18 protein-coding genes are annotated in these 21,306 nt (G+C 43.7%); 7 read left to right on the top strand and 11 right to left on the bottom strand.

From position 1 onward, the window contains the following. Positions 1–78 precede the first annotated feature (78 nt). Together K0625_RS05260 and msrA are read right to left on the bottom strand one after the other, a co-directional pair. Entirely contained in the window at positions 79–1,560 is a 1,482-nt protein-coding gene (locus tag K0625_RS05260) for a protein adenylyltransferase SelO (RefSeq protein WP_220108711.1), read from the bottom strand. 117 nt (positions 1,561–1,677) lie between these two features. Continuing rightward, positions 1,678–2,178, bottom strand: coding sequence for a peptide-methionine (S)-S-oxide reductase MsrA (gene msrA / locus K0625_RS05265; RefSeq protein ID WP_220108712.1), 501 nt, complete (start codon positions 2,176–2,178; stop codon positions 1,678–1,680). A 412-nt stretch (positions 2,179–2,590) separates the two neighbouring features. Here msrA and K0625_RS05270 point away from each other — a divergent pair, with 412 nt between their 5' ends. Then, positions 2,591–4,216: an EAL domain-containing protein gene (locus K0625_RS05270; protein WP_220108713.1), complete on the top strand. Its 1,626-nt coding sequence runs from the start codon at positions 2,591–2,593 to the stop codon at positions 4,214–4,216. A 330-nt stretch (positions 4,217–4,546) separates the two neighbouring features. Here the strand turns inward: K0625_RS05270 and K0625_RS05275 are convergent, their stop codons facing one another. Beyond that, a complete protein-coding gene (locus K0625_RS05275; protein WP_220108714.1) occupies positions 4,547–5,332 on the bottom strand; it encodes an AraC family transcriptional regulator in 786 nt (261 codons plus the stop codon). A 104-nt stretch (positions 5,333–5,436) separates the two neighbouring features. Between K0625_RS05275 and K0625_RS05280 the strand changes: the two genes are divergently transcribed. Then, positions 5,437–6,675, top strand: a complete 1,239-nt coding sequence (locus K0625_RS05280; RefSeq protein ID WP_220108715.1) for a CynX/NimT family MFS transporter — start codon at positions 5,437–5,439, stop codon at positions 6,673–6,675. A 115-nt stretch (positions 6,676–6,790) separates the two neighbouring features. Here K0625_RS05280 and K0625_RS05285 read toward each other — a convergent pair whose 3' ends face one another. From K0625_RS05285 to K0625_RS05315, 7 genes are all read right to left on the bottom strand, one after another. Beyond that, positions 6,791–7,861, bottom strand: coding sequence for a porin (locus tag K0625_RS05285; protein ID WP_220108716.1), 1,071 nt, complete (start codon positions 7,859–7,861; stop codon positions 6,791–6,793). A gap of 265 nt (positions 7,862–8,126) precedes the next feature. Continuing rightward, positions 8,127–8,840 (bottom strand): DUF3726 domain-containing protein, encoded by a 714-nt coding sequence (locus tag K0625_RS05290; RefSeq protein ID WP_220108717.1) that lies wholly within the window; start codon positions 8,838–8,840, stop codon positions 8,127–8,129. Positions 8,841–8,859: 19 nt separating this feature from the next. Then, a complete protein-coding gene (locus K0625_RS05295; protein ID WP_232846942.1) occupies positions 8,860–10,581 on the bottom strand; it encodes a hypothetical protein in 1,722 nt (573 codons plus the stop codon). Positions 10,582–10,634: 53 nt separating this feature from the next. Next, positions 10,635–12,191 carry a BCCT family transporter gene (locus K0625_RS05300; RefSeq protein WP_220108718.1) on the bottom strand — a complete coding sequence of 519 codons (1,557 nt, stop codon included), beginning with the start codon at positions 12,189–12,191 and terminating at the stop codon, positions 10,635–10,637. A 130-nt stretch (positions 12,192–12,321) separates the two neighbouring features. Further along, complete coding sequence (locus K0625_RS05305; RefSeq protein ID WP_220108719.1) at positions 12,322–13,305, bottom strand: membrane dipeptidase; 984 nt, start codon at positions 13,303–13,305, stop codon at positions 12,322–12,324. 9 nt (positions 13,306–13,314) lie between these two features. Next, entirely contained in the window at positions 13,315–14,763 is a 1,449-nt protein-coding gene (locus tag K0625_RS05310) for an aldehyde dehydrogenase family protein (RefSeq protein WP_220108720.1), read from the bottom strand. Between the two features lie 40 nt (positions 14,764–14,803). Beyond that, complete coding sequence (locus K0625_RS05315; protein ID WP_220108721.1) at positions 14,804–15,193, bottom strand: RidA family protein; 390 nt, start codon at positions 15,191–15,193, stop codon at positions 14,804–14,806. A 163-nt stretch (positions 15,194–15,356) separates the two neighbouring features. Here K0625_RS05315 and K0625_RS05320 point away from each other — a divergent pair, with 163 nt between their 5' ends. From K0625_RS05320 to K0625_RS05330, 3 genes are all read left to right on the top strand, one after another. After that, positions 15,357–16,247, top strand: a complete 891-nt coding sequence (locus tag K0625_RS05320) for a LysR family transcriptional regulator (protein WP_220108722.1) — start codon at positions 15,357–15,359, stop codon at positions 16,245–16,247. Positions 16,248–16,297: 50 nt separating this feature from the next. Further along, positions 16,298–17,164 carry an SDR family NAD(P)-dependent oxidoreductase gene (locus K0625_RS05325; protein WP_220108723.1) on the top strand — a complete coding sequence of 289 codons (867 nt, stop codon included), beginning with the start codon at positions 16,298–16,300 and terminating at the stop codon, positions 17,162–17,164. Between the two features lie 74 nt (positions 17,165–17,238). Beyond that, the gene (locus K0625_RS05330) at positions 17,239–17,952 is read left to right on the top strand and encodes a substrate-binding periplasmic protein (RefSeq protein ID WP_220108724.1); all 714 of its coding nucleotides are present in this window, start codon (positions 17,239–17,241) and stop codon (positions 17,950–17,952) included. Between the two features lie 63 nt (positions 17,953–18,015). Here the strand turns inward: K0625_RS05330 and K0625_RS05335 are convergent, their stop codons facing one another. Continuing rightward, complete coding sequence (locus K0625_RS05335; RefSeq protein WP_220108725.1) at positions 18,016–19,641, bottom strand: methyl-accepting chemotaxis protein; 1,626 nt, start codon at positions 19,639–19,641, stop codon at positions 18,016–18,018. A gap of 255 nt (positions 19,642–19,896) precedes the next feature. Here K0625_RS05335 and K0625_RS05340 point away from each other — a divergent pair, with 255 nt between their 5' ends. Together K0625_RS05340 and K0625_RS05345 are read left to right on the top strand one after the other, a co-directional pair. Then, the gene (locus tag K0625_RS05340; RefSeq protein WP_220108726.1) at positions 19,897–20,940 is read left to right on the top strand and encodes an MBL fold metallo-hydrolase; all 1,044 of its coding nucleotides are present in this window, start codon (positions 19,897–19,899) and stop codon (positions 20,938–20,940) included. A 71-nt stretch (positions 20,941–21,011) separates the two neighbouring features. After that, positions 21,012–21,257, top strand: coding sequence for a ribosome alternative rescue factor ArfA (locus K0625_RS05345; RefSeq protein WP_220108727.1), 246 nt, complete (start codon positions 21,012–21,014; stop codon positions 21,255–21,257). The last annotated feature ends 49 nt before the right edge of the window (positions 21,258–21,306 follow it).

Raw genomic sequence — 21,306 nt, forward strand, 5'->3', positions numbered from 1 at the left:
TCTACATACGCCCAAAAATAAAAGTAAAAAAGCACCACAGCTAAAAACGGTAATGTTTTTTACCAACAAGATTAAGCGTTATGTCCCACAGAAAGTTGTATAGGGACCAAAATCATTAGGTGCAGGCTCTGCATACTCCTGGGCACCTTTTTGAAGCGTAAAAGGCGTCGCCAGTACAGTAAGAAGCTGTTCAAAAGGCTGGTAATCTCCTCTCATCTCAGCGGCCTCAATAGCACGTTCAACCTGATGGTTCCTAGGAATATAGATAGGATTAGCACTGTTCATCATCTCTATACGCTTTGACACAGTTAACGACTCTTTAGCTAAACGCGTCTCCCACTCCCCTCTCCACACAAGAAACTTATCTGCATTATTAAACAGCTTTTGACTCTCATCACTACCACTTTGCAGATCTAACGCAAGCTGACGGAACAGTTGAGTAAAATCAACCTCTTCACCAGACATGGATTCAAGCAGCTGTTCTCCGAGAGCAAAATCTCCCTCCTCCTGAGCCGACAGCCCAAGCTTACGTCTCATGCCAGCCGTCCAGTGTTGCTGGAACACCTCCCAAAAACCAGTAACAGCCGTTGTGGCAAGTGCAATCGCCTCATCCTGATCATCATGAATAAGCGGCAATAGCGTTTCGGCCAAACGCGCCAGATCCCACTGAGCCATCACAGGCTGATTATTATAGGAGTAGCGACCATCTCTATCGATTGAGCTAAATACAGTGTCAGAGCCGTAGTTATCCATAAAAGCGCAGGGACCATAGTCTATGGTTTCACCGCTAATGGTCATATTGTCAGTATTCATCACACCGTGGATAAAGCCAACCAGTAGCCACTTAGCCACCAGCTCAGCCTGTTTATCTCTAACGGCACATAAAAAATCAAAGTAGCGCTGCTTGCTCTCCTCTACCTTAGGGTAGTGACGAGCGATGGCATAATCGGCCAGCTGCTTCACCTTGTCATTTTCACCACGTGAGGCAAAAAACTGAAATGTCCCTACACGAAGATGACTGGATGCTACCCGAGTTAACACAGCCCCTGGCAGATACTGGCTGCGCATCACAGATTCGCCAGTGGTGACCACAGCTAAGGCTCTGGTCGTTGGGATATCAAGGGCAAACATAGCCTCACTGACGATATATTCACGCAGTACGGCACCGAGTACTGCCTTACCATCTCCGCCCCGTGAAAATGGCGTTCGACCTGACCCCTTAAGCTGTATATCCAGACGATGACCATCTTTATCAAGCACTTCCCCCAGCAGCAAGGCGCGGCCATCCCCCAGTTGTGGGCTGAATCCACCAAATTGATGGCCGGCATAGACTTGGGCTAACGGCGACGAACCTGAAGGAGCAATAGTACCCGATAGCACCTGGGCAAGTGAGATAGGGTCAGCATTGGTCAAACCCACTCTGTTAGCCAGTGCATCATTGAGCTTTATTAGCTTAGGATCAGGCGCCTTCGCTCCAGAGCAAGCAACATAAAAACCTTCCAGCTTATCGAAATAACTATTGTCGAATGTTAATCCCAGATCGATCTCTTTATCGCTCATCTTTATGTCCAATTGCTTAATAACTATTATTGACTTTACTCAATAACAGTCGCCAAAAGAAAGGGCCAGTATATGACTGACCCTAAGTTTAGTAAAAAAGAGAAGCCTTAACGGCTATCACTCTTCACTTGGCAAAACCCAGTCCGGTCGAGGGAAATGGCATGTATACCCGTTCGGCCTCAATTCCAGATAATCTTGATGTTCAGGCTCCGCCTCCCAAAAATCACCCGCAGGGACCAACTCAGTCACCACAGGTCCAGGCCAGATCCCAGATGCATCCATGCGGACAATCATCTTCTGTGCCTGCTCTTTCTGCTCATTTGAATCATAAAAGATCGCTGAACGATAAGATGAGCCTCTATCATTACCCTGCCTGTTAGGCGTAGACGGATCATGAATTTGAAAGAAGAAAGCGAGGATCTCATTGAAACTAGTTCGCGTGTTATCGAATAAGATCTCTATCCCTTCAGCGTGGGTACCGTGGTTTCTATAAGTGGCATTAACCACATCACCACCGGTATAACCCACTCTCGTAGCAATCACGCCTTCACGCTTACGAATAAGATCTTGCATCCCCCAAAAGCACCCACCAGCTAAGATGGCTCTTTCTATTGCCATAATAATTTCTCCTCGGTTGGAATTTGGCTGACAGATGAACATTTCATTATCAACAACACTAGGTATAGACCCTGCTTGATAGGAAAAAATTTCACCCCTGAATATCCCTGAGATCATAGGCCCATCTATCAAAGTGAATAATAGAAATAAAATACTCCCCTGAAACCATAATCTTGATTATGACCCCAAAATAAAACAAATTAAAAAAACCAAAGTCTGCCATTAGCTTAGTAACAGTTCATACTTTACCATTATTTAAATTAAGCTTTCTAGATTTGTGCTTTAGCTCACAGTAGATAAAGTAATTTGGTGGATAATGCGCCCCCTTAACCGTACGTAATCTGTACAAAAGATTACTAGTTAGATCAACATATATCACGTTTGCGACAACGTCCCCTTAGAGAGTACAGCCTTGCTAATTAAGCAATCCAAGCATCAAACTCATTGGTGCAAAGCTCCTTGGCTTCATACCTTGCTTATCTTTATTATCCCTTTACTCTTGGTGGCGTTAATTCATCCGCAAATAGCACAATATGAGCTTGAATCAAAACTTCAACAGGATTTAGCCCTGCTTGAACAATCTATGCTTAAACAGACCATCTCAGCGGCAACACCTGAGGGAAAAGCGAACTTGTCACTGCTCTCATGGAGCTGTAACGAGGCCGATATTGCCCTGTTAAGGAGCACTGAGTTTAGCCCAAAGATGGTGCGCCTAGTTCAGATGGAGCTGGCGAATGGCTTAAAATGTTCAAATTTGCCCTCTCCGTATAATTATTTGGCAAAGAAAACAAAAAAAATTCCTCTAACCGAGATAAAGATCAGTACATCAAATGATCAAAATCCTTTTTTCCGTGACTTTATTTTTGAGTTCCCTGTTGGTGAACACAGCTTAATTGCCATCACTAACAGCACGGTATTCAACAGCTTTCTCACTGAGCTCTGCCCTAACTGTTATCAGGTAGATATCCAGTACCATGGGTTGCCTTTGGTGTCACGGGGAAAACAAACCGTATCTAACACTAAAAATAGTAGAACTGTTAGCCGTTACATTCCCGCATTGGATCTGACTCAAACATTGAACAGTGGCGATGCTATGTATCAGCTCTTTTATGACAAAATTTGGCTTAACTTAGTTTGCCTAAGCTTAGTTTTATCATCTCTAGGCGCTATCAGTTACTGGCATTGGCAGCAGCGCCGTATATCTTTGGAAAGTATGCTGGTCAATGGATTAAAAAACAGTGAATTTATCCCTTTTTATCAACCAATCATAGATACCCGTAGCAATCAAATTGTGGGACAGGAGATGCTGGTTCGCTGGCGTAGAAGCGATGGTAACTTGGTCCTGCCGAATCAATTTATCCCCTATGCGGAGGATTCAGGACTGATTATTCCTATAACGGAATCAACCCTAGCGCAGGTCAAGCGGGACATGCCCAAACTGCTTGGATGGGTCAGTATTAACATTGTTGCCGAACATCTTGAAAAGGGGCTGCTTAGTCAATGGCTTGATAAACATGAAAGCTGTGATACTCAAAGATTATGTTTTGAGTTAACGGAGCGCAAGCCGATGGAGAACTTTGAACAAGCCACTATTGAGATCGAGCGGCTCGCTTCTCAATGCCAAGGCTTTAAACTCGATGATTTCGGTACAGGATTTGGCGGATTCAGTTACTTGCAAAAACTAGGATTTAACAGCATTAAGATAGATAAGATGTTTATCGACACCATAGGCACTGACGATTTAAAAGCTGGCGTACTGAAATCAATTATCGCTTTTGGGCATGAGTCAAAGATGGAGATGATTGCTGAAGGCGTCGAAACTCAAGTTCAGGCAGACTACCTTAGTGAACGTGGTGTATATCTACATCAAGGCTATCTCTATTCCCAACCTGTTGGCTTAGATGAATTACAACACTTTTATGATCTACACCTGAATAAAGAGAGAGCTCATAACACATTAAATAAAGCCGGATTTGCATTAACCAGAAGGTTTCCACTAAAAAAGATAAAATTCCCTAAACCTCCTAATCTACTGTAATCAATACCCAAGCTACCTCAAGATGCTCGTTTCAGAGCTCCCGTAGGATAGCTGAACAAGGCAGTGATTGAGAATAATGGTTATTCCCTTATTGATATCAGTAACACAGTGCAGATATTCTACGGGAACTCCCGAAGGGCATGGCGAGAAGCAACATTTTTCTGTGTTATGAAATATTGAATTAGAATAACTAGTCCTACTATTTCATGCCTTGAACTCTGTCACTTCTCAACATGCTGAATCCTGCACCTTGAAGTTGTTTGAGTATATACTCCCGCTTTATAGAAGCGGGAAGCATCCCACTAAAAGGTTAGCCCAGTTATAAAAACATCAGTTTTTTAGTTTCATATATCGCTTTGGCGGCTTACCTAATGTTTTCTTAAAAAAGGTAATAAAGGCACTTACAGACTCATAACCTAAATCTTCCGCGATCCGCTGCACCGTTTCACCTAAGGCAAGCTTCTGTAGTGCCAGTACAATATGTAGCTGGCCTCTCCAGCGACCAAATGTCAACCCCGTCTCCTGTTTAGTCAACCGGGCTAAGGTACGTTCACTCATGGCATATTGCCTCGCCCACTCGCCGACGCTGCGTCTGTCGTCGGGAGTAGTCATGAGTTGAGCTGCTATGGCATTGAGTCTAGGTTCAATCGGTGTAGGAAAATCGAAATGTTCAGTGGGCATATTTCGCAGTTGCTCTATTAGCACCCCAACTAATCTAGCTGTGGCACTCTCATCAAGGTAGCGCTGATCTTGCTCCGTTAAATGGACGATTAGCTCCCTGAGCAGTGGAGATATTGACAGAGTACAGCTTCTATCGGGCATTCCGTTAATATCAGGGTCGATAAACAACATACACACATCTGCATTGCTAGAGATACGATTACTGTGTGGCACTTGACTTGGGATCCACGCAGCACAATGCGCTGGAACCATCCAGATGGCATCTGCAATTTTACACTTCACATATCCACTCAAAGCCAGCACTAGCTGACATTTATGGTGTTGATGAAATGGTGTCTCCGCCTCATGCTCCCCTCCTGTTGCTCGCAACGAGACCACTTTTTGCGGATAGCTATCAGAATCAAAGTCTGGAAAGTTGGGGGATTTAGCTGACATGAATTGACCGTTTTTAGATATATGAAGTCACTATATCTCAATTCAGTAGCCGAGTTAGCATTTAATATAACTAAATCATCAACTGCAATATTAGGACCTCCTTAGTGACACAAGATCAAACCTCCCGGCTCACCAGTACCGCTTACCTACTACTTGGAGTGCTACTAATCGCAATTAGCCTACGCAGTCCAATCACAGGTGTCGGGCCGCTACTCGACCTCATCAGGGAACAGCTTCACTTATCAGCGACGCAAGCGGGCATGTTAACCACACTTCCCCTGTTAGCTTTCGCATTTTTCTCACCACTTGCATCCAAGCTGGCTCAAAAAAAAGGGCTAGAACACGCCCTAATGATCTCATTATTTCTGCTTCTAGCTGGCATAACCGTTCGGTCACAAGGCTCTGGTGCAGCCCTGTTTATCGGCACCTTAATCATTGGAGCTGGGATAGCCATCGCCAATGTATTGCTACCGAGTTTAATGAAGCGAGACTTTCCAAATAGAGTGGCGACTATCACCTCAATCTATGTATTAATGATGGGTGTGGGCTCGGCTCTGAGTGCCAGTTTAGCGATCCCTTTGACTCATGTTGCCGAAAACCTAAGCATAAAACTGATCCCGACTTGGGCTTTCTCCCTAGGGAGTATCATCCTATTCCCCATTATTGCGATTCTCATCTGGCTACCTCAGATGCGCAATCACACTCCTGCTGCTGAAAATACCAGTCAACTAGATAGCCACAGCTATCTATGGTGCTCTCCTAGTGCCTGGCATATCACGCTATTCTTAGCTCTTAACTCGTTTCTGATGTATATCTTCATTAGCTGGTTTCCCACCATCTTGGTCGACACAGGTTACAGCCATGAGGAGGCTGGTATCATTCATGGTTTACTGCAGCTGTTTACCGCAGTTCCAGCCATTGTATTGATACCTATCATGTCTAGAATTCAAGATAAACGCCTGCTGAGCTTAGGTTTAACCCTTTCAGGCATGATCGCGGTAATTGGACTTATCTTAGCCCCCTCTCTTGCGATATTGTGGGCCATGTTATTTGGTTTTGGTGCTGGCGGCGGGTTTATAGTCGCATTAGCTTTGATAAGCCTTCGCACCACAGATGCACACCAAGCAGCAACACTATCTGGTATGGCGCAATCCCTAGGTTACTTATTGGCTGCGACAGGCCCCATCATCATGGGCGCGGTGCATGAATATACAGGCAGTTGGACACCTCCCTTGATACTCTGCGCTATAGCTAATTTTCTCTGGAGCATATTTTCACTTCTTGCATCCAAAAATGAGACCATATATAAGCAGCCTAAGCAGTCACTTCAATCGGTTCAATAGAGTAAGAAAAGGTGCCCATAAACCATCTCGGGCACCTTTGAACTGCCAAGGTTCTAACTCATTAAAATAGGTACGCTTTATTCTCTAACATCGCAACGAACCAACTAGCCATGAATTAGAAGTCAAACTGCACGCCTAATATGACTGTATCCGCCGCAATGAATAACTCTTCAGCTTCATCTCCCCACATGCTGTATTCAGCATAAAATCGACCATATTTATGGGGGTAAATAACATCAATAAGTAGATGATCAGTATCGACATTCACATTGCTTGGAGAGGTCATATCAACAATTGAGTAAGCGGCTTGTATCTGCACCTCGCTAAATTTATATCCAGCGTAGATCTCATAAACTTGCTCTTCAACCATCTCACCAGCAGCGGGCAAGCCTTCATAAAACCTAAGATCCTCTGACATCTGATAATGGGCAGCAATACTTAATTTGTCGTGGTTATATACCAGCTGAACTGAGTCAATACTGGCTTCCTCGACAAACGAGCTAACCTCAAACCGTGCTGCAGAGAGAGTAAAATCTTGCCACTTATATTTTGCCGCTATGTTGTAGCCCACTAAAGTTTCACTGTCTGAACCATCAGCGCTTGCTTTCACGTCACCGTCATTGAGTATCGCCATCGCAGAGGCTTGAAAGCCATTAAGTTCGGGCGTGGTATAGGTGACCGCCCTGTCAGGCCTTAGCACCTCAACATAGTGACCGTTTCCAGCTTGGTCATAACCGAATAAACCATAACGGCTGGTGTGACAGATCACACCTGATGCCTCATTAGTACAGCCTGCTGACTGGTCAACATCGGCAAAAATATCTATGGCATTATTGGTGTAATTCCACTGTGGCGAATACTGCTTACCTATGAGTAGAGAACCATACTCACTCTCTAAGCCAATGTTAGCTAGCCTTGCACGTGAGTCGCTGCCAGCAAAAGAACCGTCACTGGTAAACAGCCTAAATTCAACGTTATAGCTAGCTTTTATGCCATCTAAAATCTCCGCACTTCCCGCAGCCCCCAAGCGAGAATAGTTATCCTTATACTCAAGCTCACCATTATTGGTATCTTGCACTTGTGCTCTAATCGTCCCATACCAATCAAACAGCTCACCAGCAGAGCTGCTAGAGGTGAATAGAACAATTGAAATCGCAATTAAATTTATAGTTTTATTATATTTCATAGTAGTTTCTAAACCTTTATTAAAATACTTGTAGATTTAAATTCCAACTCTATGAATGTTATTTAATGTTCGAAGTCACAACTAACCAGAAAGTTTCCAATAGATATTGAAGACCTACAATTAAGATTCAACAAAAATCATTCGAGCTGACAATGTAAATATTTACATCCACTCAAAACTATTACCAACGGTTAATTTTTATTAATTAATAAATAAAACTTATCATTACTTTATTATTGACACATATTATAATAATAAAAACAGATCAGCTCTTACAAGGTACTAAAATAGCTTGTGACGAACGTTTCAGTTTTTCCCAATCGCTAACCTGCACAGAGATCCCTTTAGTCCAAGATTCCTCTTGGTACCTCTTTAATCGAGTCGATGATAGATGTTGTTGATACTCATCTGAATTAGGCAGCTTAAAATGTGTATTACTAAACTCAATAGTAAGCCTCCTTTTACTATTTATCGCCAAGTCACTATTCGCTTCCTCTACTCTTTTAATATATATATCAGGAAGCTCATCACCCGAATTAAGCAGATATTTAATACCAATAGGTTCAAAAAAATCATTCCAACACGCATTAATGGATATACCATTCTTTGACAGTTTACAGAGCTCACCAAACGCTAACCATCGATTACAGCAATTATTAATATTTAACTTAACGCTATTTTCATCTAGTAACTTATCAGAGATATATCCAAGAATTGTTGGAATATGACACAATATACTCTCATCGTTGAGATCAATATTAATTTCAACGGATGATTCAAAAGTGATATGACAAGGCTTGTTATTTTTATTTCCAAGATAATTAAGCGCATTAATAAAGTGCTTAATACCATGTAAACCGACCATCTCTAGGTCTGCAACCATATTGGCAATAAGATCAGCTTCCCCATAAGGTAATCTCAATCCTTGAAAGGCTTTAGTGGCTACGCCCACCAACTCATTATGAGAGACTAAAATCATACATCTTGCTCCACAGTACTTAATTACGTTTTGATATTTCGGGAAGGACTGGAAATAACCACTCATCTGGATGAAGCTCATCCATTAATGGTGCTCCTTGAAAGAGTGTCACCCTCACCCAACGGTCGGATCTAGGATCAAACTTAGTCGCGCCAAATACCGCTAACTTACTACGTAACAGATTCATAGGGAGAGCCTGTTTGGCCAACACATTCATCTGAATGTCGCCCATATGACAATGACCAAGAGACCAGACTCTTCGCGCAATACTTGCATACTGAGGCGATGCCAACAGAAACTCGGCCAAGCTTCTGTTATCAGGCTCAACAATCAAGGCTCGATAAAGCTGATTAACTTGTCTGGCGATATCGAGTGATAACTCTTTATCATCGCCAGGTTCAATCCCTCTGACACCTAAACGGGGCTCCTCTTTATCTTCCGAGCGGTACCAGAACCAATATTGGTTCTCCTCTTGACTGAAATCTATGTCAACAGCCCATCGATAACGTGTCTTAAGCACCTCAAGCATATGATGGATAGAGGTTCCTCTCGGGATCGCCAACACCTCATCAGCATTCATATCCTGCTCTAATGGATCGACAAGCTGCGGATAACACTCGAGTAAGCAAGCTAAAAATACCTCTTGAGATTCAAGGCTAAATCTCTGGTTATATTCAATCTGTCTTTGCCATGTTACGTTTTGATGCTTTGTATAACCAATAAACTTAACTATCTCAAAGAGATCCAACACGGCTTGATGATTCAACCTTTGTTGATATTCATCTATGGTGACCACCTGCTGCAGATGGGTTCGCGCCCTGTTAAGTAACTCAGTCAGCAGGGTGATATCAGCCTGGGCTATATCTTGCTCACTGACTACTGCAACCGCTTTCTCACGTTGAGAGAGCCATTGGTCGACAACTCTAGGGTGGTTAATCAAATAGGGCGCCATGCCTAAACCTGTAGCATTTCCCACACCAAGGTAGCGTTGCAGACCTTTATCAAGCTCCACAGCCTGTTCACCCCCTTGCTGCTTCGCTAAATAGTGAACCCAATCGAGACTAAACTGCCTCAAAATATAGACGGCGCACATCTGCGCACTAAAGGAGAGATTAAAATCTGGGTTATCTTGTAATATCTCAAAATCGGCAATACCAAACTTACCGTTCCCGTAAACAGCTGTCGTTCTTAAGATATAACCAACTTGTGCCAGCACCTCACGCTCTGGTTGTTCACCCGCCGCTAATGCATCGACTAGGTGCTCAAATACGCGCACACTTTTATTGGCTCGTGCCAGTACAATCACTTGAGTCGAGTTTCGCCCCGCCTCCTGCAGTGGCACATTATTTTGCAGTTGTGTCAGCAACTTCTTATCTATCTCACCAATGACTAAGGCGAAAGTGATATCCCACTTTTCAGCGATAACTCTATCAATGCGATCTTCATCATCAATCTCATTAGAAAAGATCACCAGATGATAGTCTTGATTCGGCGTCGTTAGCTTATATATCACCACACCAAAACCTTTAGAACAGATCTGCCATTGAGCCACATCGAGTTGCCACTTATTGTGGTACATACGCCTTAATAGACCTCTTACAAAGCTAAGACGAGTTTGGTGCATCGCACCTAATCTTATTGGATCCATCACTATCGCAGGATCTCGCATGGAGCTCTCTGATTGAAACTCATCTCTTTCAGGCATATTCAACACCATTCCCTCTACACTCTCACGACACATAACTCCCCCTTTTCATTGGAAACGGTGCAGTAAACTCACTGCACCATATCGGTTTATAGACCTTGAGCCTTCGCCATCTTCATGGCGATCTGTGGCCCATTCCATAAGGAAGGTAAGAGGATCAGCGACACTGGAACCGCGGTAATAACGATAAAGGACTGCAATGCCGTCACCCCTCCAGAGCCTAATGAGATCAATATAATGGCGGTGATCCCCATCATAATTCCCCAAAAAATCCTAATCACAGCGTTTGGTTCTGTTGAACCACTGATCACAACACTAATGGTGTAGGTCATTGAATCACCGGTTGTGACAATAAAAATGGTGGTCAGAATTAAGAATAGAATCGAGATCACCATAGGGAAAGGTAGTTGATTAGTGACCGCTAATAAAGCACCGGGTAGATTAAACCCTTCAAATGCCTTACTGACAGAACCTGGATTGGCTATCTCAAACGCCAGCCCAGAGCCACCTACCACAGTAAACCAGAAGCAGGTGATCAGCGGTGCGATAATACAGATTGAGAAAACGACCTTTCTAATGGTGTAACCTCGAGATATCTTGGCAAGAAAGATCGCCATCATAGGACCGTAGCCAATAAACCAGCCCCAGAAGAATACTGTCCACCAGCTTAACCAGCCCTCGTCACCTCGATAGGTCGCCATAGGGATAAAGTTATCGATCATAGTCCCAACCCCTTGCAGGTAGCTATTAACGATAAAATTTGTTGGACCAAATAGTAGGATATAGATAATCAAACCAACCGCTAAAATGACGTTATAACGGCTAAGGATCTGGATCCCTCGGTTTACCCCACTCAAGGCTGAGATGGTATAGATAACGATAGCTAACATCACGATAATAAGCTGTGTAGTAAAGCCATCGGGAATACCAAAAAGAGCATTTAACGCGAAACTAAGCTGCAAGCCTAAAAATCCAATGGGGCCAATCGTTCCAGCAGCCACAGCAATGATACAACATGCATCAATCAAAGCGCCTGTCGCGCCTTTCAATGCCCGCTCACCTAAGATGGGGTAAAGCAAGGTTCTAGGCTGCAGTGGTAAGCCCTTATCGTAATGGAGGTGCATCAAGACAATGGAAGTTAAGCTACCTAAAATCGCCCAGGCTAAAAATCCCCAGTGCATAAAAGATTGAGATAAGGCATTAAATGCCCCCTGCATCTTATCCTCTTGAGCACCATAAAGTGGTGGTGGAGACACGAAATGTGCAATAGGCTCAGCTGCGGCCCAAAATACGCCACCACCGGCCAACAGGGTACATAGAATGATCGCCATCCATTTGAAGCCGTCAATTTCCGGTTTATCCAGATTACCTAAACGAACATTACCCGTTTTTGCTGAGGCCAAAGCGATGGCAATCACAAAGGCCAGTAACATCAAAATTTGCCAAAATGGACCAAAATAGTTCACTGACCAGGCGAAACCAGCGTTAACTATCTCTGACAGAAGTTGGTTATCAAAAAGAGCTAAGATAACGAACAGACTGATAAAACCACCGCTCATCCAAAAAGCTGGATTATCGACTCCTAATTTCTCTAAAACGGATCCAGGTTTATCCGTCATCATTGTGCTATCGGTTATATTAGACATTGAGTGTCCCCCAGCATTTAACTGCTTTTTTTTGCACATATCAGCTCCTATCTTTTCTTTTGCTAATTAGAGGAACTAATAACCACACGCTCTTAAATAATATGAGTGATGTTGACATCATTCGGTTTTGTTATTTTTTTAAACTTAACTCCAAGAAATTAAACCAATTCCCCCCAATAATTTGGTTGGTTTCCTCTTGGTTAAAACCATGTTCGAGTAAGCCGTTATAGATATTTTTCATCCCGTTTTGAGCATCAAACCAAGGTAAAGCCGCTGGCCAACCTGAGTTTGAGGAAGAGCCCTCGCCATAATCCATTGACTTAGACCAGCGTCCATTTCGCATCCACTCCAGCACCGACTGAGGCTGGTTCAGACACAGATCGCTACCAATGGCCAAACGATCAACCCCAATTAAATCAGCGGTTTTAGCCACCATCTCGCAAAAATCGTTTAGCTGACATTGGCTTCCATTTGGCAGATGGAATGGGTACAAACTAAATCCCAATAACCCTCCAGAGTCTCCCAATGCCGTTAACACCTCGTTGGATTTATTACGCAGTGCATCATGGGCAAAAGTTGGATTGGCGTGGCTGATACAGATAGGGCGCTCTGAGAGCTCAATCGTCTCCAATGTTGAGCGTTCAGCGCTATGGGACATATCGATGATCATGCCGACTCGGTTCATCTCTTTAATGACCTGCTTACCAAAGCGGGTCACACCTGAGTCGACACTTTCATAACACCCTGTCGCCAGTAGGCTTTGATTGTTATAGGTCAGCTGCATAATCAGTAAGCCCTGCTTACGCATCACCTCAATCAGGTCAATCTCATCATCTATGGGTGAGCAGTTTTGCGCGCCAAATAAGATCCCCACACGGCCAGATGCTTTCGCGCTCGCAATGTCTTCCACGCCATTTACTGGCATAATCAGGTCGTTATTTTGCTCAAATAAACGGTTCCATTGCCCAAATTGTGTCAAGGTCTGACGAGCATCCTCATGGTAGGCCAAGGTCACATGGACTGCGGTGATCCCGCTCTCTCTCAAGGTGATAAAATAATCTCGGGTCCAGTTGCAGTACTGCAGGCCGTCGATAATAATTTGATCCTGATACATAGAATCTCCTTAGTAGGGACGCTGATAAGTGGTTTTGATCACGGTATAGAACTCTTTGGCGTATTGCCCCTGCTCTCTTGGACCGAAACTTGACTCTTTACGGCCACCAAAAGGCACATGGTAATCGGTACCCGCTGTCGGTAAGTTCACCATCACACAGCCTGTCTGGGCCTGCTGTTTAAACACTGCACTATTACGCAGGCTTTGAGTAATGATCCCACCAGTTAAGCCAAATCGCGTATCGTTAACCGTAGCAATCGCTTCATCTAGATCTTGCACCTTGATGATCCCAGCCATAGGCGCAAACACCTCCTCCTGATTCACTGACCAGCTGTTATCAGTCTCTAGTAATAGGGTTGGCGACATATAGTAACCATCATGATCTAGGGTCAGCTTTTCACCGCCAAATCCTACTGATGCTCCTTCCGCCTTGGCCTTTTCCAGCCAATCAAAATTGGCATCCAACTGATTTTTATCAACAACAGGCCCCATAAACACGCCTTCAGTTAGTGCATGACCAACCTTGAGTCCTGACATCCGTTTTATCAGGGCGTCGACATAAGCATCATGGACGCTATCAAAGACCACCAACCTCGAAGAGGCAGTGCACTTTTGGCCAGCACCTGAGAATGACCCCATAATGGTGGCCTCAACGGCAATATCGATATCCGCGTCGTCGGCAATAACAAGTGCATTCTTACTCCCCATCTCAAGTTGGCAACGCACAAAGTTAGCCGCTGTCGCTGTTGCCACTTTACGGCCTGTTTCAACTGAGCCAGTAAAACTAACTCCATCGATATCTGGGGAGTGGATCAAGGTATTGCCCACCTCAGCACCACTGCCTAACACTAAATTAAACGTCCCCGCTGGCAAGCCTTGTCTGTGGATGATCTCAGTCAGAGCCACGGCACTTGCTGGCGTTAGGTTTGCAGGTTTCCAGATAACACTATTACCAAATGCCAGTGCTGGGGCGATTTTCCAAGCCGCTGTCGCCGTTGGGAAGTTCCAAGGAGAGATCACTGCGACCACACCTAAGGCTTCACGCGTGACCTCAACAGAGACACCTGGACGCACAGATTGAGCAAGGTCGCCCATCTGCCTTAACACTTCGGCGGCAAAATAGTGGAAAAACTGTCCGGCGCGATAGATCTCTCCTCTTCCCTCTGCAAAGGGCTTGCCCTCTTCGCTGGCGAGTAGCTTTCCTAGTTCATCACAACGGGCAATCAACTCATCGCCAATGGCTTGCAGAACACTCTGTTTTTTCTCTAGTGATGTATGTTCCCATTGAGGTTGCGCGCCTCTTGCCGCCTCAATTGCATCAATAACTTGCTGCTTACTGGCCTGTGAGAACTCACCTAAGCTTTCAGAGATATCTGAGGGGTTGATATTGGCTTTTGTCGCAATACCTGTGTGCCACTCGCCGTTAATATAGAGTGATTTTTCTGCAGAAAATGTCATATGAAATCCCATTGTTTTAATTTAATTTTTAGGTGATTGATTAATTCACTGCCGCATAAACGACGAGCTCGACCAACATCTCCTCTCTTGCCAATCCAGCAATAACCATTGCCGCTCTATTGGGAAAAGGCGCGGTAAAATATTGACTGTATACCTGATTAAATTCGGCTAAATAACTGCGATCAGTAACATAGATAAGCACTTGCAATACCGCGTCGGAGTTAACACCGGCCGCCTCTAAGGTATGCATTAAGTTATCCATCACCTGTTTTGACTGGGCATTGATGCCACCAGCAACCACCTCACCGGATGCGTTGATAGGGATCTGAGCCGTATAGAGAGTGCCGTTATTAACCACCGCCCACTCTAGTGGAGCCTTAGATGCAAATAGCTCTGTTTTCACGGCTTGTTTAATTAACTTTGAGCTCATACTTAACCTTTATTGACAATTGTTATTGCGTAATGGCTAAAGTATGCGCAAGAATAAGTCATCAATCGAACGCTTTATTTTTTACGATTGATAAGTTTTTTTTATCACTAATACCGACCATTTCAGCAACACTAATTAGAAAAATAAAGGCAAAGAAGGCGTTATGGATATTAAATTGCAGCAGTTAAAGTATTTCTCTCTCGTGGCGGAAAAGGGGGGATTTAGAGCGGCATCAGATACGGCAAATCGATCTCAAGCCGCTCTGTCCACCTCAGTGAAAGAGTTAGAGAAGATACTGGGCCAAGCCCTGTTTGATACGGGTCATAAGGCGCAACTTACCCCCTATGGCGAGGTCTGTTTGCCTATGGTTAATCAGTTTTTAAACCTATATCAATCATTGGACAGTGACCTCAGAGCCGCTGCTAAAGGGGAGTTTGGCCGTTTAAAAATTGCCTCCGTCCCCTCTGTTGCTGCCAAGCTCTTGCCAAAGGTGTTGGCGGCTTTTTGCAGTAACCACCCAGAAGTTCAAGTATCGCTAATTGATGATAATGCGGTAGGCATTGAAAAAAGATTGCTCGCCGGAGAGGTTGATCTAGCACTGGGAAACTGCCTCCATGCTAGCGATCATCGAATTGAGTTTTCGCCTCTGTTTACCGATCCTCTAGGCCTTGTTTGCCAAAAAGAACATCCACTTGCCAGCAAGCATCAAGGGGTCGATTGGACCGATATTATTCCATTTCCTTTTATCAAAAATGGTACCTGTCGGTTGCTTGCCACCACGCCAGCGGCAGTATTAGCCGAACAAGCAAACTACGATGTTGAAAATATCACTTCACTGTTTTCAGTACTCGAATTAGGTGTTGGTGTTACCACGCTTCCTAAACTAGCTTTCCCTATAGAAAATAACAATTTAGTCTGGGTGCCATTAAAAAAGCCTTTTATTGAACGAGAGATAGGGATCTTCCGCTCCATAGAGCGTCACCTATCACCACAAGCTGACGCTTTTTTGCGACTTTGCCAAACCCAATTCGAGGCCTGTAATACCCAACTCTAGTGAAAAAACGTTATAGTGGCCAAAGGCTAACCAAAATTTAAGGCAGATAGATGAGTCATAAGCTTCACACAGAGAAAACAGTAGAACCTCTCCCGACGATACTCATTACAGGGGCATCTAAAGGTGTAGGTGCCGCCTGTGCTCATGGGTTTGCTAAAGCCTACCCAGCTGGTGTTAGACTTGTGCTTGTCGCAAGAGGCTTAGCTGGATTACAAGCCCTAGAGAGTGATTTAGTCCAATACCCCAATGCCCAAATATTAACCTTAACTGCAGATATTGCCGATCTACAGGCATGTCAGGCACTAGTTGAGAAAACCCTAACCAAATTTGGCCAAATTAACGTATTAGTCAATAACGCAGGCTTACATCATAGAGGCGCTTTTAGTGAGCGAACTCCTGAGCAGATAGCCGCCATGGTCGATCTAAACCTTAAATCTCCTCTCTATTTAACCTCTCTTGTGCTACCCCATATGCCCACTCCAACAGCAAGTAACGGTAACGCAATCGTCATGGTAGGTTCATTAGCGGGGCGAGCACCACTTCAAGGCGCTGCAACCTATAGCAGCACTAAATCTGGATTACGCGCCTTCACTTATGCCCTCCACGAAGAGCTTAAAGAGAGTTCTATTAATGTGGCTGTAGTATCTCCAGGGCCTATCGATACCAGCTTTATTATGGATGAGATAGATGAAGTTGAGGATATCGTCTACTCACAACCTATGAGTACGCCAGAACAAGTTGCAGATGCGGTCATCAAACTTTCACAGAATCAAGATGCCGAAATTGCTATGCCCTGGTTCAGCGGTAAGCTTGCCACCTTAGGCTATCTTTCTCCTCGCTTTCGCCGAGCAATACGTGGACTTCTCTATAAAATAGGTCGAAAAAATAAAGAGAAATATCGTCAACGTAGGTCTTAATAGGGTAGGTTAACTAAAGAGAGGAGAGAGAGCACACAACAGCCATACGCTAATCACTACGATGGGGATTTGAAATGAAAGGGAGACTCATTTTATCAATACTATTAATACTTTCTACATGGGATGGCCTTGCCAAAGAGTATCACTTCGTCTCAATTGAGAACTTAATAGAGCAGGAAGTTGGACGAAAAGTATTACCACAATTTTACAAAAAACTAGGTCATAGCATCACCATTACCCCTCTCCCGGGGAAAAGAGCATCGACAACCGTCTCTTTAGGAGAAAAAGATGGCGAGATTATGCGTATCTTCTCCTATGGCATAGAACACCCAAATACTTTACGTGTCCCTACTCCATACTATTCACTGCAAACCATGGCCTTTTATAAAAAAAGCAGCGGTGTTGTGATCAACCAAAAGGAAGATCTTAAGCACTATAAGCTCGTTAAAGTTCGCGGAGTCAAACACACCAATAACATTACCCAAGGGATGCCATTCGTTCACGATGTTGATTCTACAGTAGCCATGATGGATCTGCTCGAGTTGGGTCGTGTCCAAGTCGCACTCACGAACACGATAGATGGCCTTTTGGCAATTAAGGCGCGAGGTTATACCGATATCATAAGCCTAAGTGAGCCACTAGATGAACTCAGCCTCTATCACTATGTCCATCAAGATCACTCACTATTAGTTAATGAAGTTGATAGTGTCATCAAACAGATGAAGTCAAATGGCGAACTTGAAAAGATTATAAAGCAGGCTGAAAAAGAGGTGTTTGGCGCGAATTAAATTGTGAGATATTTACGCTCCCCCCACCATAATAAACGATGAGGGCGAGCGCTTATCTAGACTCTATAACTTAAACTGACCAACTTGAGAGCGCATATCCTCAGACAAAGTGGTCAGCTCCTCGACTGAAGTCGACAGTTCATGAGAGGCCTGGGTGGACTCCATAGCAATATCACTGATGGTGATAATACTTTGATTAATACTCTCCGCCACACTACTTTGCTCCTCGGCTGCCGTTGCAATTTGAGTATTCATATGGCTGATATTATCCACCGACAACACGATATCCTTAAGTGCTTGGCCAGCCATATTGGTCTTATTATTTGCATCATCAACTTGCTTAATCCCAACCTCCATAGAAGCTACCGCTTCCTGAACCCCTTTTTGCAGACGTTCAATCATGGTTTCAATCTCTTGAGTAGACTCCTGAGTCCTTTGGGCTAAGGTTCTCACCTCATCGGCAACAACTGCAAACCCTCTTCCCTGTTCTCCCGCCCTCGCAGCCTCAATCGCCGCATTCAGTGCCAACAGGTTAGTCTGCTCTGCTATTCCCTTAATCACATCTAAGACACTTCCAATACTTTGACTCTCATCGGAGAGCTTAGTGATAACGCTAGCCGTTTGCGCTATCTGTTCAGAAAGCATCATCATGCTGGTGATTGACTGCTGAACAATCTCATTACCATTTGCTGCATTGGTGTCGGCATCTTTAGCTGAGTCTGCCGCTGCAGTGGTGTTTTGCGCAACCTCATTAACCGTTGCAACCATCTGATTCATGGCAGTTGCAGTCTGCTCTGTCTCCGACTGCTGATCATACATGCGCTCACTGGTTCTACGGGTAAACTCACTTAATTTAACCGTTGAATCCCCCACAGTATTTGAAGCCTGATAGATGGAGTCTAAAATGCCACGCAGATGATTAATCACTAAAGTTAGGTTAGAGGAGATCTGCCCCAGTTCATCATCATTAAATGTGTTGAAGGTAACCGTCAGATCAGACTCTTTCTGAATCGTACTCAACTTACTGACGATATCATTTATGGGTAACATCACGGCCCTGTTTACCCAAAGACCGATAAGAATACTGGCGATAACAGCGATAATTGTCAGAATAATAAACAGGGTGACAGATGAAGAGTGAATATCACTGACTTTATTTTTCTCCTCTTCTGCGACTCTTAATTGCAAAGTAACTAACTCTGCAATCTTACTACTTACTGGATCTATCACATCATAAAGAGGCAAGATATCATCATTCAACTCCCCAACTACCTTGCCCTGAGAGCGGTTTAGTTTTTGTAATAACTCTGCAATGGCAATATCGGCAGCAGAAAACAGTTCATCAGCCTCTCGGCTTAATCGAGCCTCCTCCTGGGTATGTTTGGTTGACATAAATGCCTGCCACTTTTCTTTAATACGCTTATTTGCCTTTTCTAAAGCGTCACTAGCCTCCTCTGCTGTAAAAGCCCCAGCATTAGCTTTATTTATCGCGTCGATAACATACACAGCATAATCATCACCAATTATTTTTAGCTCCTCAAGAGGAACAACTCTGTCGTAATAGATGCTGACAACGCCATCCTCAATCTTCCCCATCATATTGACAGCAAGCATGCTAATACAGGTTAAAAGGGCTAATGGAATTAATAAGCCTAAGGTCATTTTTTGTTTTATTTTAAGATTGAGCATTATTTAACCCTTTAAAAGGCATAAAAAGAGGTTTCCCTAGTATCAATCCCGGCAATCCTTTAGTGGAATCGACTATATTTATAACAAAAAACCAAAAAAAATAAACAATTAGTTAATATATTTATTTGAAGTAAATCATTATAAAAAGTAAGGAAAATAGTAAAAGGCTCCAAAATAAAGCTGAATATTAGCTTGGAAACCTTAAAGCCCAACTATATTTATTGTTAAAACGTTCCCTTGAAAAAGAGAGAAGCCATGTCGATAATATTTCAGCAGATCAGGACACAGCAAGGGTGTCAGTCCTACCTTATTGGCTGCAGTGAAACCTGTTCGGCAATGATTATCGATCCAGAAATAAGTCAAATAGAGCACTATTTAGGGTTGGCAAGCCACCATGGGTTAGTCATACATTACCTGCTCGATACCCACACTCATGCCGATCATTTCTCAGCCAGTAAGCCACTCTCAGAGAAGCTGAATATACCTGTTATTATGCACCGTAATAGCCCAGCTCCCTTTGTTGATATTAGAGTCGATGATGGGGAAATTATTGTACTAGGTAAACTGAGGTTTGAAGTTATACACACACCTGGACATACATCTGATTCTATCTGCGTCACAATTGAAGACCGTGTATTTACTGGCGACACGCTATTGATTGGTGGAACGGGAAGAACAGACCTGCCAACGGGCAATCCTGAGCAACTGTACACAAGCCTATTTGAGCGATTGCTAAAACTTGACCCAGATTTAAAAGTATTCCCAGCTCATATTTACTCAGAAAGAAGCCACAGCAGTATCAAAGAGGAGCTGGAAAATAACCCTAGGCTTCAAAAATCTGAACGGCAGGCATTTATCAATCAGATGAAGACCTTAAACCTTAAAATGCCTAACCATCTGACAGAGTCACTAAGAACAAACCTCAATGGGGGAAAAACACTCACTCAACTACTCATTGATGCAGGTAACCAAATCACTTTTATCTCTCAAGAACAGGTTTTCAGCACAAAAAGTGGTAATAACAACTCCTTGCTACTCATAGATGTACGTGAACGCGAGGCCTTCGAACAGGGACATATTGAAGGCTCAATACATATTCCCCGCGGTCAATTAGAGATTAACATTAACGACTTAGAGTTTAATCCAGAGCAACGTATCGTCGTCTATTGTGAATCTGGTCAACTCTCCATTTTAGCAACAGCAAGATTAAAGGAGATGGGGTTTCAACATGCGGTAGCTATGGAGCATGGGTTAGCACGCTGGAAAGAGCTTAATTACCCAATAGTTAAAAGAGAGTAAAGAGGAGGTTTACTTATTCTCATTGGGTGATTATAGTTTCGCCGCCAAAGAGATCTGAAACAGGAGGAGTCATGGCAAAACGACCTAAGCAAGTGCCACATATCGAACACGATAGCGGGCGAGGAAAAATCAAAGATAACGCCTTAAAAGCCATTGTAACCAGCGAACTATTTAAGATGCGGGTGGAAAGGCCGAAAAAAGGTAAAGGTTCATACAAACGTAAACAGAGGGGGCATATGCTAAAGGGCGATGCCCCTTTTTCTTACCCACTGTTTGTATTAGCTCTTCCTATCCTCCCAATCCAAAGTATTCACTAATCGTCAGCTGAACTTGTCTGCGCATCACCTAATTCAATCTGCTAACACT

Source organism: Shewanella nanhaiensis (assembly GCF_019457885.1).
In the GTDB taxonomy this organism is placed as follows: Bacteria; Pseudomonadota; Gammaproteobacteria; order Enterobacterales; family Shewanellaceae; genus Shewanella; species Shewanella nanhaiensis.